We start from the raw sequence: 15,837 nt of genomic DNA on the forward strand, positions 1-15,837 counted from the left end.
TCAATTACTTACTTTCTCAATTACTTTCTCACTTACTCTGCAACTACCACTACGCGTACAACGGCATCCACTTCAGCGTGCAAGTGAATAGCGATGTCGTATTCACCGGTCTGGCGAATCGGGCCAGTCGGCATACGGACTTCACTCTTGGCAACATCGATGCCAGCAGAAGAAATCGCGTCAGCCAGGTCGCGCGGACCAATAGAACCAAACAGCTTGCCTTCGTCGCCTGCTTTGGAAACCAAAGACAGTTCGATGTCGTTCAACTGTTCAGCGCGCGCTTCGGCTTCTGCCTTACGCTCAGCGGCTTGCGCCTCGAGCTCAGCACGCTGCGCTTCAAACGCTTCGATATTGTCTTTGGTGGCCGGTACGGCTAAGCCGTAAGGCACCAAGTAGTTACGACCATAACCAGGCTTCACGGTGACCTTGTCACCCAGGCCGCCCAGCTTACCAATGTTGTCGAGCAGAATGACTTCCATCTCGTAAACCTCTTGTCAGTTGCTGCGGGCAAGGCGTGCGCGAACGTTCGCGAATGTATCAATCAGCCCCAACAGCAGCACAATGAGAATCGTGGGCCAGGTCGTGATCAGTAGCACATAAAATGCTACCAGCCACAGCCCGTTCATCCCCTTTATTCCAATAAACCCGTGCACTAACGCAACGCCAGCTACCAATAGCGGAATCCAACCAAGCATCACCAACGCATGAGCGCCTAGCAGCATACCTATCACCCCAAGAACGACCAGCACGGCCAGCTCTTTAGGGGTCAAGCGCAGTGCGTGGAACTCTTCACGAAAGCCACCAGGGTTGTACAAGCCAGCCTGCCAACTACGCGCAAGTGCCAAGCACACAATGGCTGCCAAAAGCACCACAAACCCGGTCACCCCACCCACTACCAGTGCGGCAATGGTTTGAGTATCGTAGCCTTGATTGGCAAATTCCGTGAGCATGCGATCCACTTCTTCTGAACCTTCTCGCAATTGCTCAAGCATTAACTCAGTGCCACCTGGCGGACTGAAGATGCCAAGTTGAACCATGACGGCGGCAACCAAAGTTCCCACAATCAAGGTTTCCCCCCAACGCATCCTCTCGCGCAGAATGACGGCCATCAGCGTTACCAGCAATATGCAAGCAAGCGGAATCACATCACCCTGAGCCCACCACCAACCGGCCGGTAGTGCTGCGGCGATGATGACTGGCAGCGCAGGTGCAAAACCTTTGCGTAGAGTCATCAGCGCGGCGATGGCTGCTCCTAACCAGAACAGCCAAGGCACTAGCGTTGCTAAGGCCGCCCCGCCTGCAGCGTAAGGCGTGCCCCGCATTAGCCATCGGGCTAGTGCCAGCATCACGTTAAACGCTTACTGGTGGCTATCGGAGTAGGGCAGCAGTGCCAGATAACGCGAGCGCTTGATAGCAGTCGCCAACTGACGCTGATAGCGTGCTTTGGTGCCGGTAATACGGCTTGGAACGATCTTGCCGGTTTCGGTGATGTAAGCCTTCAGCGTGTCCAGATCTTTGTAATCGATCTGCTTGATGCCTTCAGCAGTGAAGCGGCAAAACTTACGGCGACGGAAAAAACGTGCCATGGACTAGCTCCTTAAAACGTGCAGTGAATAAAATCAGGCAGTTTCTTCTTCTTCAGCGCGCGGTTTTTCTTCGCGACGCGGACGTTTTTCTTCTGCCGGTTTCATCATCGGTGAAGCTTCTGTAACAGCTTCTTTGCAGCGTACAACCAAGCTGCGGATAATGGCGTCGTTGTAACGGAAGATGTTCTCGATCTCGTCGAGAGTCTCACCGGAACATTCAACGTTCATCAGCACGTAGTGGGCTTTGTGGATCTTGTTGATCGGGTAAGCCAAGTGACGACGGCCCCAATCTTCTAGACGGTGCACAGTGCCGCTGTTTTCGGTAACGATGCTGGTGTAGCGCTCGACCATCGCCGGCACCTGCTCGCTTTGATCCGGGTGGACCATAAACACGATTTCGTAATGACGCATGGGATCTCCTTGCGGTTTGACAGCTTCCGTTGTGTGCCACTGCTAAACGCAATAAACGACGACAGGGAAGCAAGGAGTTAACTGAAGTGCTCCGCCACCGCGCTAGGCGGTCACCGGGGCATCAAACAGAACTTTTATTTCAACAACTGTTTTTAACGACAGTTTTTCAACAACAGTTTCAATTACTAATTCTCACAGCTAACGCCCGCTTGCAGACAAACGGGCGCGTGTATCTTAGTAGTACAGCGATTAACTTGCAAGCTGACGCTGACGAACAGCCTCGAACAGGCAAATACCAGTGGCCACCGAAACATTAAGGCTAGAGACTTCCCCCGCCATAGGTAGCTTGGCAAGATTATCGCATGCCTCGCGAGTTAAGCGCCGCATCCCCTTGCCTTCCGCCCCCATCACCAGGGCGGTGGGACCAGTCATATTAATGTCAAAGACGCTGGTGTCAGCCTCGCCGGCCGTACCGGTTATCCAGACACCGGCATCTTTTAGCTTTGCAAGGGTGCGCGCCAGATTAGTCACTTGATACACCGGCACCACCTCGGCAGCGCCACAAGCGACCTTGCGCACCGTTGCATTGAGCGGCGCGGCCTTATCCTTCGCTACAATCACACCGTGAGCACCAGCGGCATCCGCGCTGCGCAGGCAGGCACCAAAATTATGCACGTCCGTCACGCCATCCAGAATCAGTAACAGCGGCGGTGTATTTGAGGGCCAGGCGCGCAGTTTAAGCCAAAGCGACTCTTCCCCCTCAGGAGTCAACGGCGGACAAAACGCCACCACTCCTTGATGGGCAGCGCCTTGAGTTAACTGATCAAGCAAGTCGCGGGGCTGCTCCTTGACTCGGGCGCCCTTCGCCTGAGCATAGGCGACCAACTCTTTCAAACGACTCCCTGCCCCCTGCTGCACCCACAGCTCCCGGGGCGCTTCACCTCGGTCTAGCAGGCTTTGCAGCGCATGAACACCATATACCTGGTCCAGGCCATCAGGAGTTTTAGGGCCCCGCCGAGAAGACGCCGATTTCATGCTCAACCCTTATTCGGTGATGGTTTGCGCGGGCCATTGCGCGTACGCCGGGGGCCACGGCGCGTAGCGGGCTTTTCACTATTGGCTTTCTTGTCACCAGCAGTTTTGGCACCACTACCTTTAGCGCCCTCTTCCCCACCGCGACTCTTACGCGGCTGGCGGCGCGGACGCGGCTTCTCATCATTTAGACCGAAGTCAATCTTACGATCATCCATATCGACACGCGCGACTTGTACGGTAAGACCATCGCCTAAGCGGTAGGTCGTGCCGGTGCGCTCGCCTTTAAGACGGTGCTTCTCAGCCTCGTAGTGGTAGTAGTCCGAGGGCAGTGACGTGACATGCACCAAGCCTTCGACATAGAACTCATCCAGGCGCACAAACAGGCCGAACTGGGTGACTGAAGCAATGGTACCTTCGAAGGTCTCACCGAGCTTGTCAGACATAAACTCGCACTTCAGCCAACTCTCTACATCGCGTGTGGCCTCATCGGCGCGGCGCTCAGTCATTGAGCAGTGTTCGCCCAGCTCAAGCATCTGCTCGAAGGTGTACGGACACCACTTGCTGGGCGGCTCAACCGGCGCACCCTCTACGCGCACTACCGTGTTAGTCTGACGCGGCCCGCGGATCACTGAACGAATGGCGCGGTGTACTAACAGGTCGGGATAGCGGCGAATCGGTGAGGTGAAGTGGGCGTAGGCCTGGTAGGCCAGACCAAAGTGGCCTTCGTTTTGCGGCGAGTAGACCGCCTGATTCATCGACCGCAGCATCACTGTCTGGATGATATCGAAGTCGGGACGGTCGGCTATCGTTTCACGCAGTGCCTGGTAATCCTGCGGGGTGGGCATATCACCGCCGCCAACCGCAAGGCCTAACTCGTTCAAGAACAGGCGCAGCTTATCAAGCCGCTCGGGTGTCGGGCGTTCGTGAATACGGTAAAGCGCCGGCAGGTCATGCTTATCCAGGAAACGCGCGGTCGCCACGTTGGCTGCCAACATGCACTCTTCAATTAACTTGTGAGCGTTGTTACGGCTACGCGGAACGATTTTTTCGATTTTGCGCTCATCGTTAAAAATGATCGCCGTTTCAGTAGTATCAAAATCAATAGCACCACGTTCAGCACGCGCTTCGCGCAACAAGTAGTAAAGCTCTTCCAGATTTTTCAGCGGCTTCACTAGCTCGCTGTGTTCTACCCGCAGTGCCTCGCCCTCTTCGCTCTTCTCGTCAAGAATCGCGGCTACCTTGTTATAGGTAAGGCGAGCGTGAGAATTCATGACGGCTTCGTAGAAGCGGTAGCGGCTAATCGCACCGGTTTGCGAAATATTCATCTCGCACACCAGCACCAAGCGATCCACATGGGGATTCAGCGAACACAGCCCGTTAGACAGCAGCTCCGGCAACATGGGAACCACTTGGCCGGGGAAGTAGACTGAGTTACCCCGGGTGCGACCTTCATCATCCAACGGCGTACCGGGACGCACATAGTGGGAAACATCCGCAATGGCAACAAGCAGCTTCCAACTGCCGGATTTGGTTTTCCATGCACATACTGCGTCATCGAAATCTTTGGCGGACTCGTCGTCAATAGTGACCAACGGCACATCGCGCAGGTCGACGCGATGCTGTTTATCCTCTTCCAGCACTTCGGCTGAAATACCGCCAATTTGGTCGAGTACTTCCGGCGGGAACTCAGCGGGAATATCGTAACTGCGAATCGCAATATCAATTTCCATACCGGGATCCATACGATCACCCAGCACTTCGATCACTTCACCCACGGGCTGAATCCGAGTCGCCGGTTGCTGGACAATCTTAGCCGAAATGACCTGACCATCTTTAGCGCCACCGGTAGCACTATGGGGAATAATCACTTCCTGGGTAATACGCGGGTTTTCCGGTATCAGAATGCCAAACTCAGGGGTATTACTGCGGTAAACGCCAACGATGGTTTGCGTGTTGCGTGCGATGACATCAGCAATGGTTGCCTCATCACGGCCGCGACGATCACGACCACTAACGCGCGCCAGCACGTGATCGCCATGGAACACTCTCCGCATTTGGCGCGGCGGCAACACTAGGTCTGGCTTTTTACCGTCGTCGCGCAGCAGAAAACCAAAGCCGTCACGGTGCCCAAGCACCTTGCCTTTGACCAGGTCGAGCTTGTCGATCAGCGCATAGGCGCCTCGACGGTCACGCAGCACTTGGCCATCGCGCTCCATCGCGGCTAAACGACGTCTAACGGCTTCTATCAGCTCTTCGTCTTCCAGCCCCAGCATGCGGCTCATATTCTCGTGAGTGATCGGCTTGCCATAGCTTTCCAAAGCAGCCAACAGATACTCCCGGCTCGGCGCTGGGTTGCCATATTTATGTGCCTCACGCTCGGCGTGCGGATCATCACTTAACGTCCAATACTTCATGCGATCAACATCCTTGATGGCGTCATTTGCGGGAGGCATAAAAAAGGCGCAAACGCGGTGCGTTGCGGGTTGGATATTTCAATGCTTGATAAGCTGAAATGAATAGGGTTTTGTTTAGTCATAGGCGCAGTATAGCGCTGCACGTTCAATCACCCAACCGTCTTAGACGTTGTTTATACAATTTGCTTTATAAAAAGCGCCTGCTGGGTCTTGCATTTAACCATCACCCCGGTATTATACGCGCCACTTGCCCAGATGGCGGAATTGGTAGACGCGCTAGCTTCAGGTGCTAGTGTCCGTATGGACGTGGAGGTTCAAGTCCTCTTCTGGGCACCAAACTGCTTTTATGCTACCTATTAGTATAAGCAGTACGGTGCACGGCAAGGTTTGTGTTCGCCCAGGTGGCGGAATTGGTAGACGCGCTAGCTTCAGGTGCTAGTGTCTGTATGGACGTGGAGGTTCAAGTCCTCTCCTGGGCACCATACGAACACAAACGGTAAAAAGTCAGTTGATACTGACTAAGTTGCAAATGACTAAGCTGTAAATGATGCGCCCAGGTGGCGGAATTGGTAGACGCGCTAGCTTCAGGTGCTAGTGTCCGTATGGACGTGGAGGTTCAAGTCCTCTCCTGGGCACCATGAGTTATATGGGCCAGTCCGCATCATTGTATACTCTTCCTATGTTCTCGCCTCGCTATAGCCCAGCTCCCTTCTTTCTCTCCTATACAACTTTTTTCCTTTCTCATAATTTACGCCAACAGCCGTGTAGTCTTGCTGCTCCTTCTTCTTTTAGATTTTAACTTCAAGAAACTTCTATCTATATGGCCAGCTAATCTATCGATGGCCTATGCATCTAACGCATACCCCCATTCCGAGTCTTCGCTTTATGTCAGGATTAGAATGGCGTTAGGTTGTTATGCCATGAGATTCATGCATAGCAATAACGATAAAGGGAGAGCGGTATGCCGATAAAAACGCTACGACCGTTGGTTTTCTGGCCAACTTTTCTGGTTCTATTTGCAGCAGTCATTGCCAGTTATATCAATTTAGATGCCTTTCTAGCCGTTGCGAGTGGGCTAAATACAGCAATCCTGAATAATTTTTCATGGCTGTTCAGTATAGGTAGCCTCTACCTTCTCGTTATGGCGGTTATCGTGTACTTCTCTCCAATCGGCCATGTTCGCATTGGCGGCCCTTCCGCAAAGCCTCTTTTATCACCTTTGCGCTGGTTCTCTATCACCTTGTGCACCACCTTGGCCGTGGGGGTTCTTTTCTGGACTACCGCGGAACCGCTTTATCACTTCATGAGTCCGCCAAGTTCAAGCGGTCTGGAGGCGGGCTCAAGTGATGCCATGGTATTTGCAATGTCAACCATGTTTTTACACTGGACGTTCACGCCTTACGCTATTTATGCCGTACCGGCGCTAATATTTGCCCTGGCGTTTTACAACCTGCGCCTTCGTTTTTCTATTTCCAGCATGCTGGAACCTCTTTTCGGCTCGAGAATCAGACGCTTCGCAGGCCTTATTGATGCAGTATCTCTCTATGCCCTGGTGGCAGGAATGGCTTCTTCGCTGGGCACCGGCGCCCTCACGCTTGCGGGTGGCGTGGGCCAATATCTGGGAGGCGAAACCAGCCCTCTAAGGCTCGGCGTTATTGTTGCCATTATCGTAACAACGTTTGTTCTTTCCGCCGCTAGTGGACTGCAAAAAGGCATTGCCCGATTTTCATCTCTAAATGCCGGCCTGCTGCTTATTCTAGGCGTGTTTGCTTTCATCGCAGGCCCTACCATTTTTAGCCTGGCTCTCGGGGTAGAGTCGTTCGGCGTGTTTATCGATAACTTTCTTACCAAGAGCCTGTTTACCGGTGCGGCTGGGGAAGACCAGTGGCCTCAGTGGTGGTCTATATTCTATTGGGCTGTCTGGTTCTCCTGGGCTCCTGTCGCCGCCCTGTTTCTCGGCAAGATATCCTGCGGCTACACCGTGCGAGAGTTTCTTCGCGTTAACCTGCTTTACCCCGCGCTATTCGCCAGCATCTGGATTGTCATTTTCTCGGGTACCGCGCTTTACTATCAGGCCCACACCGGGGTCGATCTTTACGCCACCCTCAATGACCGCGGGGTGGAAAACGTCCTTTATGCACTATTCCAGCAGCTACCCTTTTCAGGGCTTTGGATACCGATACTGCTGTTCATTGCGTATATCTCTTATGTGACGGCCGCCGACTCGCAGACCGATGCCATCGGCAATCTTTGCACCCGTGGGCTAACAGCTGATTCAGACCTCAACGCTGGGATTACCATGAAAGTAACCTGGGGGGTGATCGTGGGTATCGTCGCCTGGGTGATGGTGAGCTTCGTAGGCATTGACGGCGTCAAGATGCTGTCCAATCTAGGCGGACTTCCTGCCCTGTTTATCGTACTAATAGCAACCGGTTCGCTTTGGGTCTGGCTTAAAAACCCTGATCGGCTTAATCGTGTGCCTACATCCACCGGCAATAAGCGTCAATCATGAAGATAAAGCAGGATTTTCCGCATCGAACCCGCGAAATAGAGAACACTTGGATTCCTCTGGCTGATGGTACCCGCTTAGCTGCGCGCATTTGGCTGCCGATTGACGCTGAAAAGCGGCCCGTCCCGGCCATCCTTGAGTATCTCCCCTATCGCAAACGAGACGGAACCGCAATTCGCGATGAATTGACCCACCCCTACTTCGCCGGCCACGGCTACGCCTGCATTCGAGTAGATATGCGTGGAAATGGCGAATCTGATGGCCTGATGGAGGATGAATACGCCCCCCAAGAGCAGGCAGATGCCCTTGAAGTCATCGAGTGGATTGCCAGCCAACCTTGGTGTAACGGCCAGCTAGGCATGATGGGGATATCCTGGGGCGGCTTTAATAGCCTGCAAGTAGCAGCCCTGCGGCCCGAACCGCTCAAGGCCATCATCACGCTCTGCTCGACCGATGACCGCTACGCGGACGATATTCACTACAAAGGCGGCAATATGCTGCTGGAGAATCTTGGCTGGGCGGCCACCATGCTGAGTTTTTCCGCGGCCGTACCAGACCCCGCGCTAGTAGGAGATCAATGGCGCGATATGTGGAAGTCTCGCCTCGACAATATGCCGCTGCTCGCCGAAACCTGGCTCACTCACCAGCATCGCGATGCGTACTGGAAGCATGGCTCCATCTGCGAGGAGTATGCCGACATTGAAGCGGCCGTTTACATGATAAGCGGCTGGGGCGACTCCTATATCAATACGATCCCAAGAATGATGGAGCACCTTCAATGCCCGAAAAAAGCCCTGCTAGGCCCTTGGATGCACAAGTATCCTCACTTTGCGCTGCCTGATCCGGCGATTGGCTTTTTGCAGGAAGCGCTGCGCTGGTGGGATTACTGGCTCAAGGACATTGATACAGGTGTCATGGACGAACCTACCTGCACATTTTACCTTCAGGATGGCGTGCCTCCCGCCCCCAAGTATCGAGAACGGCCGGGGCAGTGGGTACACACCCATGGCTGGCCAGCTCCTGCCAATGAAAGTGAATCTATCACCCTAGCCCTGGGTGACCATGGCCTTTCACCTGGCACCCGCCTCAGCCAGGATCAACTGATTGCATCCCCCCTTACTACTGGCGCGCTGCAGGGGGAGTACATTCCGCTGTGGTTTGGGGCCGACTTCCCGCCTGACCAGCGCCGTGATGATGCTCTGTCACTGACATTTGACTCCGAACCTTATGCACACGGGCTCGACATACTGGGGCAGCCTTGCGTTTCACTGACACTGACTAGTAACGAGGCGTGCGGCCAACTGCATGCACGCTTGTGCGACGTATCGCCTAGCGGCGAAAGCGCTTTGATCACCTACGGCACACTTAACCTGAACTTGCGCGACGACGCAGGCACTATTACTCCCCCCATACCTGGTGAGCCCATGCAGATAAGGCTTGCCATGGATCTTATTGGTTATCGGTTGCCCAAAGGCCACCGTTTACGGGTCGCGCTCTCCAGCGCCAGTTTTCCACTGGTTTGGTCGCCAAAGAAACGCGCTGATCTGACCCTCAAGTCAGGTACGCCGAGCCTGGAGCTGCCATTATCCAAGGCGCCCTATATTCCCATGCCGTTCGAGCCGCCAGAAAGCGCACCACCCTGCTCAGTGAAAACACTGCGCACCGGCCACCCCAAACGCACGATCAGCGAAGATGTGGGCAGCGGCGAGGTAAGCGTCATCATTGAAGATGATATGGGGGATATCAAATTTCTTGATCACAGCTTGCAGGTTGAACAATATGCCAAGGAGACTTACACCAGCCATCCTGACGATGCCACCCGGACACGTGCCAATATCGAGTGGGTGTACCGTGCTCGCCGTGAAGGCGAAAAAGATAGCTTTGCCGTCAGCGTAGTCAGCCGCTACTACCTACACTGCGATGAAAGCATGTTTTATTTGAATGCAGAGCAGCATGCTTACGAAGGCGACAAGCTAGTGAGCGATAAAGCTTGGCAGCGAGAGATTCCTCGCACAGCCATCTAGTCTCTGCAACCCAGCCGGGCGGCACTAGCCGCTCGGCAGTGGTATGCTTGAAATCCCTGATTCCCTACTGTAAGGCTTGATCCATGCGTGATGCTTTACCGCCGCTATCTTGTCTGCGCGCCTTTGAGGTTGCCGCACGGCACTGTAGCTTCACGCAAGCTGGAAGCGAGCTAAACCTCTCGCAAAGCGCGATTAGCCGGCAAATCAAGCGCCTTGAGCATGACCTAGGCCGCCTCCTTTTTGAACGACATCACGAAGGGCTGCGGCTCACTCCAACCGGAGAGCGCTACTTTCGCGTTGTACAACGGCTATTACGCGATCTGGGCGATGAAACAGCACGCCTCAGACGGCGTGGAGATGACCGGCAATTGACCCTCGCTTCAAGTCCAACCATCGCCTCGATCTGGCTGGCACGCCAGTTGCCCGCCTTCCAGCGCGCTTACCCCAATATCGAGATACGCATCCTAACGGTAGAAGACCCACATCGCCTTGATCTGGCGGAGTTTGATCTGGGTATCTATTACCATGTTCCCCATGAAGTCGATCCCCCAGGTCTTTTAGCGAGTGCCATTTTTGAACATGAGAAGGTAGCGGCCGTTTGTAGTCCGATTTACCTGGAGCGTCACGGCAATACCATCAAGCCTGAACAGCTGCTAGTGGATCACACACTAATGGTTGTAGAAGACCACTACCATGACTGGCTTACCTGGGAAATATGGTTCCATGAACTTGGGTTAGAGTGGCAGGCACCGCTGCATACGCTGCGCGCGAACAGCTTCCAGCTACTGATGAATGCTACTTTGGCTGGGCAAGGCGTTACTTTAGGCTGGATGCGACTTTTAGATGCCGAGCTACAACAGGGGAACCTTGTTCAAGCACTGCCGCTTGCCATACCCAGCCGAGGAAAACTTTCGCTCTTTACGCCACAGCATCGACACCTGACAGATCCCATGCGCGCCTTCCGCCACTGGGTGCTGGATAAAAACGAGTCCCAGATATATCAGCCGCTAAGTACTTAAACTACTATTGATAACGCCCCGGCCGCTTCGCTACTTCCTCAAGCGCCCATCCTTGTATACGTAACTCACCTTCCAGTACAGCCTCAAGCTGTGGTTTCAGGTCTGGGAAGAAGTTAAGCCCTGTACGTGCCTCAATTTCATCGATAGTCACCAGGTAATCATCCAGTGGCTCATTGCCGCGCACGTCCTGGGGCATAATAAACGCCAGCGCTAAGGGTGCATCACTATGGGGGGCGACGATAATCTTATAAAACGCCTCGGGGACTTCTACCCAACCCACGCGATTAAACACGTTATCCATAAAGTGTTCAGGAAACACCGGCCCGGTGATCACCTGCAAACGATCAAAACGCGGTGCGAAGTGATCCATGACCGCCTCTTCCAACCGCTGCCAGAGCTGCCGGTTCAGGTTGGGCCGCTGCGGGGTCATATTACTCATCAGAAAGGTATCAACCTGGGCGCTGCGCCCATGCACTGCGGCGATGGCGTAGTTGGGTGCCAAGTGGCCTCGGTCGTAGCCGCTACCCGCGTAGCTGTCGGTACCCACCGGCCATAGCGTGCGCCAATCAGCTTGAAAATTTGGCCGCGGGCCAATGCTCGAATCATCAACTGCGGCAACCTGATAGCTGACCCATAGCGGATTGACCCGCACATCGGACCAGCCGACTAAGTAGCCATCATTGCGTAATACACGGTGCATTGTCGTCGGGCGAAATTCCTCCCAGGTGGGTACTCCCATCCAGGTATAGGCATCTTTATGCTGGCGCTCCTGAAACTCCCACAGCCCTGTGCCGACCACCACAAACAGCACGGCAATGCCTAAGCGTCGCCCCTGACGACGCCAGCTCAAAAGCGATGTGCCCAACAGACTTTCCCCTTTTTTAAATGCTTATTTAGCGCTTTGCATTTTTTTAATACGCTAGTGAGTATTATGCGGATTATCCAACCAGCAAAACGTTACCACCCCAGCGAGAACATGGTTTCAAGATCATGACGGGAGTGAACCTGCATGGCATTCAGGGTTTCTGTATCGCTGATACCTTCTACGGCGTTTAAACGCTCAGTTACCAGCTCGGCCAAGCTTTCAAAATCGCGGGTGCGGGCAATCGCCACAAGGTCATAGCGGCCGCAGGTGGAATAAACTTCGCTAATACCCTCTACATCAGCCAAGCGCTCGGCCACCGCCTTGACTTGGCCTTTATCGGTGTTGATTAAAATGACTGCGTTTTGCATGGCACGCCCCTTAGAAAAAATGGTCATAAACAGTAATGTCCATGATGCGCAGAGTATAGCAGTGACGAGGAAGCGAGCGCAGCACCCAGCCATAGCGTGACCAATTGTCGCTATACCAGCAGCAGTATTCGCACAACCCTTGTACATCCGCTAGCATGTAGTGGAAGAAAAGAGCTGAAAATGTAGCTGCCCAAAAGATGTAGCAGAGAGCTCCGGCTTTTAAAATCATGCGGAGCACAAAGAGGTGGATAACCACCCGATAACGTGACCAAACGTCAGACCGTGACGATAAGGAGAAATCATGGCTAATAAGAGCCGTCGTGACTTTATGCGCAACAGTATGTTGGGCCTTGCTGCCCTTCCACTGGGTGCTGGCATTCTTTCCAAGACTGCTTTCGCCCAAGAACTGCCGCGTCTTGATCCTTCCGCAACCAATGCCCAAGCGCTTAACTACGTAGAGGATGCCAGTGAAGCCAGCGATCACCCCGCTTACGAAGAGGGCGAACGCTGCGACAACTGCATGTTCTACAAAGCAGATAACGAGGGTTGTCAGCTATTCCCAGAGAACAGCGTAGCGCCTGCTGGATGGTGCCAGTCTTGGACCGCCCAAGCGTAAGCGTCTCATGCTTAATAGCTGTATCAATACCACTACCCCGCCATCTGAGCGGGGTAGTTTTTTAACACAAACGGATGACTAAGATACCGCGCTTTCATCCTCTACCGGCCAGTGAAAACGCCGCGTTACCCGTCCCTCTTCCAAAGAGACAAGATGGACAGGAAATCCCCACAGCTGCTGTAAATGGCGAATCACCGGATAAACGCTGCGGCCTAATGGTCGGCGGCTATCTTGAACGTGGTGAAGCGTCAAAGATCGATCCCCACGAATAGCCGCTTCAACCACCTGTATATTAGGCTCCCGAACAGAGAGCGCGTACTGGGTGGCCAGCGCTTCACGTACCTGACGGTAGCCCTTTTCGTTATGAATCGCTGCGACTTCAAGGGTCTCTAGTTGATCGTCATCCACGACCAAAAACAGCTTATGGTCGCGCATCACCTTCGGCGATAAAAACTGCTGAATAAACGACTCGTCCTTAAAATTGCGCATCGCAAACTCCAGGGTTTCCCGCCACGGGGCGCCCGCTATATCAGGAAACCACTCGCGATCCTCATCAGTGGGTGCTTCACAGATCCGCTTAATATCCATAAAGATTGCAAAGCCAAGCGCATAGGGGTTAATGCCACTGAAATGCGGATTATCAAACGCAGGCTGGTTGATAACCGCCGCGTGAGACTGCAAAAACTCCAGCATTAACCCCTCGTCGACATTGCCATCGTCATAGAGTCGGTTCATCAGCGTGTAGTGCCAGAAGCACGCCCAACCCTCGTTCATTACCTGGGTTTGCCGCTGAGGGTAAAAATACTGCGCCAACTTGCGCACAATACGCACGATTTCGCGCTGCCATGGCGCCAACAGCGGGGCGTTTTTTTCGATAAAGTAGAGCAAGTTCTCCTGCGGTTCTGGTGGGTAATGGCCACCGCTGTGTAGCCCCAGCGGGTCATCTTCTTCAGGCGATAAACTTCCCGGCAGCCGTTCGCCACCCTCAGCGTTATCGGGAATTGTTCGCCACAGCAGATTCACCTGGGTTTGCAGGTAGCTTTCACGTTCCTCCTGACGCTTCGCTTCCTCTTCGGCAGAGATTGGCGAGGGTCGTTTGTAACGGTCTACCCCATAGTTTTGCAGCGCATGGCAAGCATCCAGTAGCTGCTCAACGGCCTGCACGCCATGGCGTTCTTCACACTTGGCGATATATTTGCGCGCAAAAACTAAGTAATCAACAATTGAAGAAGCGTCGGTCCAAGTACGGAAGAGGTAGTTACCCTTAAAGAAAGAGTTGTGACCGTAGCAGGCGTGGGCCATCACCAGCACCTGCATCATCAGCGTGTTTTCCTCCATTAGATAGGCAATGCAGGGGTCGGAGTTGATCACCAGTTCATAGGCCAAGCCCATTTGACCGCGTTTATACGCCTGTTCCACGGCCAGGAACTGCTTGCCGAATGACCAGTGGTGATAGCCCACCGGCATGCCCACACTGGCGTAGGCATCCATCATTTGCTCGGTAGTGATCACTTCTATCTGATTGGGATAGGTATCCAGCCGATACTCGTCGGCGAGTCTAGCCAACTCCGCATCAAAACGCTCCAGGACACTGAAGTTCCAATCAGAGCCGGTCGCAATCGGCTTACGCTTGCGGGTCGCACTCATAGCCTACTCCTCTACTAACCTATACGCGGTCACTAACCTGTTATACAAGGTCACTAGGACTGGCTTAAGCGACGCTTAAACAGTTCACGAAAGACCGGATAAATATCACCCGCCTCCACAATTTGGCGCATGGCAAAGCGTTCAGGGAACTCTTTCACCACACTTTCGTACTCATGCCACAGTGACTGATGGTCGTGGGGCGTAATCTCTACGTAGGCGTAGTACTGCAACTGCGGCATTAGCTGTTTGACCAGTAAATCACGGCAGATATTCGAGTCATCGTCCCAGTTATCACCATCGGAAGCCTGGGCCACATACAGATTCCATTGGCCAACCGGGTAGCGCTTTTCGATGATTTTATTGACTAGGTTCAGGGCACTGGAAACAATCGTGCCGCCGGTTTCCCGGGAGTAGAAAAACTCCTCTTCACTGACTTCCCGAGCGGCGGTGTGGTGACGCACAAACACCAGCTCAACTTTCTCGTAGTGCTTCTCCAAGAACAGATAGAGCAGTAGGAAAAACCGCTTAGCAATATCCTTGTGGTTTTGGGTCATCGAGCCGGAAACGTCCATGACACAAAACATCACCGCTTGATTGGAGGGCTGCGGCTGTGCACTTAGCTGGTGATAGCGCAGGTCGTAAGTGTCAATGAAAGGTACGCCCGCGATACGCTTTTCCAGGCGCTCAATTTCGGCTTTGAGTTCGGCAATGCGAGCAGGGTTGCGCAGCACCGTGTCTTTGCGTTCTTCGGCCTCCAGGGCATCAATCGCTTCTTTTAGCGCTCGTTTGATTGGCGCACGCATGGCAATACGCCGGGCGTAGGCTTCGCGCATCGAACGGGTAATGCTAATCCGCGACGGCACACCGTCCCGGGAGAGCCCTGCCCGCACCATTTTGACCTCTTCCAGCGATTTCAGCGGCTTACGCTGCAGATGCGGCAGCTCCAAGCCATCAAACACAAACTCCAAGAACTCCTCGCGGCTCAGTGTAAAGGCGAACTCGTCGACGCCCTCCCCCTGATTGGAAGCGCCACCTTCGCCTGTGCCACTGCCGCCCCCCTGCCCACTGGGGCGGCGGATTTTGTCACCGGCGACAAACTCTTTATTGCCGGGGGAAACGATATTACGCGCCCCGCCCGGCCCATGCTGGAAGACCGGCTCAGAGATATCCTTAGCCGGTATCGAGATTTTCTCGCCGCGCTCCATATCGGTAATCGAGCGGCGGTTAACGGCCTCTTCAACCGAGCGCTTGATATGCTTTCGATAACGTTCTAAAAAGCGCTGCCGATTTACCGCGCTCTTATGTTTAGCGTTAGGCCTGCGATCAATAAAGTAGGTCATACG

Annotated in this window: 14 protein-coding genes and 3 tRNA genes; 7 read left to right on the top strand and 10 right to left on the bottom strand. The window is 53.9% G+C overall.

The window, feature by feature from the left end:
• Positions 1-32 precede the first annotated feature (32 nt).
• The 6 genes from rplI to rnr form a co-directional block, all read right to left on the bottom strand.
• Positions 33-479 carry a 50S ribosomal protein L9 gene (gene rplI, locus A6R74_RS11905; protein ID WP_035584127.1) on the bottom strand — a complete coding sequence of 149 codons (447 nt, stop codon included), beginning with the start codon at positions 477-479 and terminating at the stop codon, positions 33-35.
• A 15-nt stretch (positions 480-494) separates the two neighbouring features.
• Positions 495-1,346 carry a hypothetical protein gene (locus A6R74_RS11910; RefSeq protein ID WP_064234699.1) on the bottom strand — a complete coding sequence of 284 codons (852 nt, stop codon included), beginning with the start codon at positions 1,344-1,346 and terminating at the stop codon, positions 495-497.
• Positions 1,347-1,358: 12 nt separating this feature from the next.
• Positions 1,359-1,586 carry a 30S ribosomal protein S18 gene (gene rpsR / locus A6R74_RS11915; protein ID WP_008958980.1) on the bottom strand — a complete coding sequence of 76 codons (228 nt, stop codon included), beginning with the start codon at positions 1,584-1,586 and terminating at the stop codon, positions 1,359-1,361.
• Between the two features lie 33 nt (positions 1,587-1,619).
• The gene (gene rpsF / locus A6R74_RS11920; protein ID WP_007113338.1) at positions 1,620-1,997 is read right to left on the bottom strand and encodes a 30S ribosomal protein S6; all 378 of its coding nucleotides are present in this window, start codon (positions 1,995-1,997) and stop codon (positions 1,620-1,622) included.
• A gap of 249 nt (positions 1,998-2,246) precedes the next feature.
• Entirely contained in the window at positions 2,247-3,032 is a 786-nt protein-coding gene (gene rlmB, locus A6R74_RS11925) for a 23S rRNA (guanosine(2251)-2'-O)-methyltransferase RlmB (RefSeq protein ID WP_064234700.1), read from the bottom strand.
• Between the two features lie 2 nt (positions 3,033-3,034).
• On the bottom strand, positions 3,035-5,446 hold the full coding sequence (gene rnr, locus A6R74_RS11930) for a ribonuclease R (RefSeq protein ID WP_064234701.1): 2,412 nt from the start codon (positions 5,444-5,446) through the stop codon (positions 3,035-3,037).
• A 249-nt stretch (positions 5,447-5,695) separates the two neighbouring features.
• Between rnr and A6R74_RS11935 the strand changes: the two genes are divergently transcribed.
• The 6 genes from A6R74_RS11935 (at position 5,696) to A6R74_RS11960 (ending at position 10,998) form a co-directional block, all read left to right on the top strand.
• Positions 5,696-5,782, top strand: a tRNA-Leu gene (locus A6R74_RS11935).
• A gap of 59 nt (positions 5,783-5,841) precedes the next feature.
• Positions 5,842-5,928: transfer RNA gene (locus tag A6R74_RS11940), tRNA-Leu, on the top strand.
• Between the two features lie 69 nt (positions 5,929-5,997).
• Positions 5,998-6,084, top strand: a tRNA-Leu gene (locus tag A6R74_RS11945).
• A gap of 323 nt (positions 6,085-6,407) precedes the next feature.
• Positions 6,408-7,958 carry a BCCT family transporter gene (locus A6R74_RS11950; RefSeq protein ID WP_064234702.1) on the top strand — a complete coding sequence of 517 codons (1,551 nt, stop codon included), beginning with the start codon at positions 6,408-6,410 and terminating at the stop codon, positions 7,956-7,958.
• On the top strand, positions 7,955-9,979 hold the full coding sequence (locus A6R74_RS11955) for a CocE/NonD family hydrolase (RefSeq protein ID WP_064234703.1): 2,025 nt from the start codon (positions 7,955-7,957) through the stop codon (positions 9,977-9,979). Before A6R74_RS11950 ends, A6R74_RS11955 begins: the two co-directional genes overlap by 4 nt.
• Positions 9,980-10,062: 83 nt before the next feature.
• Entirely contained in the window at positions 10,063-10,998 is a 936-nt protein-coding gene (locus tag A6R74_RS11960; protein ID WP_064234704.1) for a LysR substrate-binding domain-containing protein, read from the top strand.
• Between the two features lie 4 nt (positions 10,999-11,002).
• Here A6R74_RS11960 and A6R74_RS11965 read toward each other — a convergent pair whose 3' ends face one another.
• Positions 11,003-11,863 (bottom strand): DNA/RNA non-specific endonuclease, encoded by an 861-nt coding sequence (locus A6R74_RS11965; protein WP_205634184.1) that lies wholly within the window; start codon positions 11,861-11,863, stop codon positions 11,003-11,005.
• 92 nt (positions 11,864-11,955) lie between these two features.
• Positions 11,956-12,231, bottom strand: a complete 276-nt coding sequence (locus A6R74_RS11970) for an Lrp/AsnC family transcriptional regulator (protein WP_008958975.1) — start codon at positions 12,229-12,231, stop codon at positions 11,956-11,958.
• A 301-nt stretch (positions 12,232-12,532) separates the two neighbouring features.
• Here A6R74_RS11970 and A6R74_RS11975 point away from each other — a divergent pair, with 301 nt between their 5' ends.
• Positions 12,533-12,847, top strand: a complete 315-nt coding sequence (locus A6R74_RS11975) for a high-potential iron-sulfur protein (protein ID WP_064234705.1) — start codon at positions 12,533-12,535, stop codon at positions 12,845-12,847.
• 78 nt (positions 12,848-12,925) lie between these two features.
• Here the strand turns inward: A6R74_RS11975 and A6R74_RS11980 are convergent, their stop codons facing one another.
• Both A6R74_RS11980 and A6R74_RS11985 read right to left on the bottom strand, forming a co-directional pair.
• Positions 12,926-14,494 carry a SpoVR family protein gene (locus A6R74_RS11980; protein ID WP_064234706.1) on the bottom strand — a complete coding sequence of 523 codons (1,569 nt, stop codon included), beginning with the start codon at positions 14,492-14,494 and terminating at the stop codon, positions 12,926-12,928.
• Between the two features lie 53 nt (positions 14,495-14,547).
• Entirely contained in the window at positions 14,548-15,834 is a 1,287-nt protein-coding gene (locus tag A6R74_RS11985) for a YeaH/YhbH family protein (RefSeq protein WP_064234707.1), read from the bottom strand.
• Positions 15,835-15,837: the final 3 nt, after the last annotated feature.

Source organism: Halomonas sp. ALS9, assembly GCF_001651035.1.
Lineage (GTDB): Bacteria > Pseudomonadota > Gammaproteobacteria > Pseudomonadales > Halomonadaceae > Vreelandella.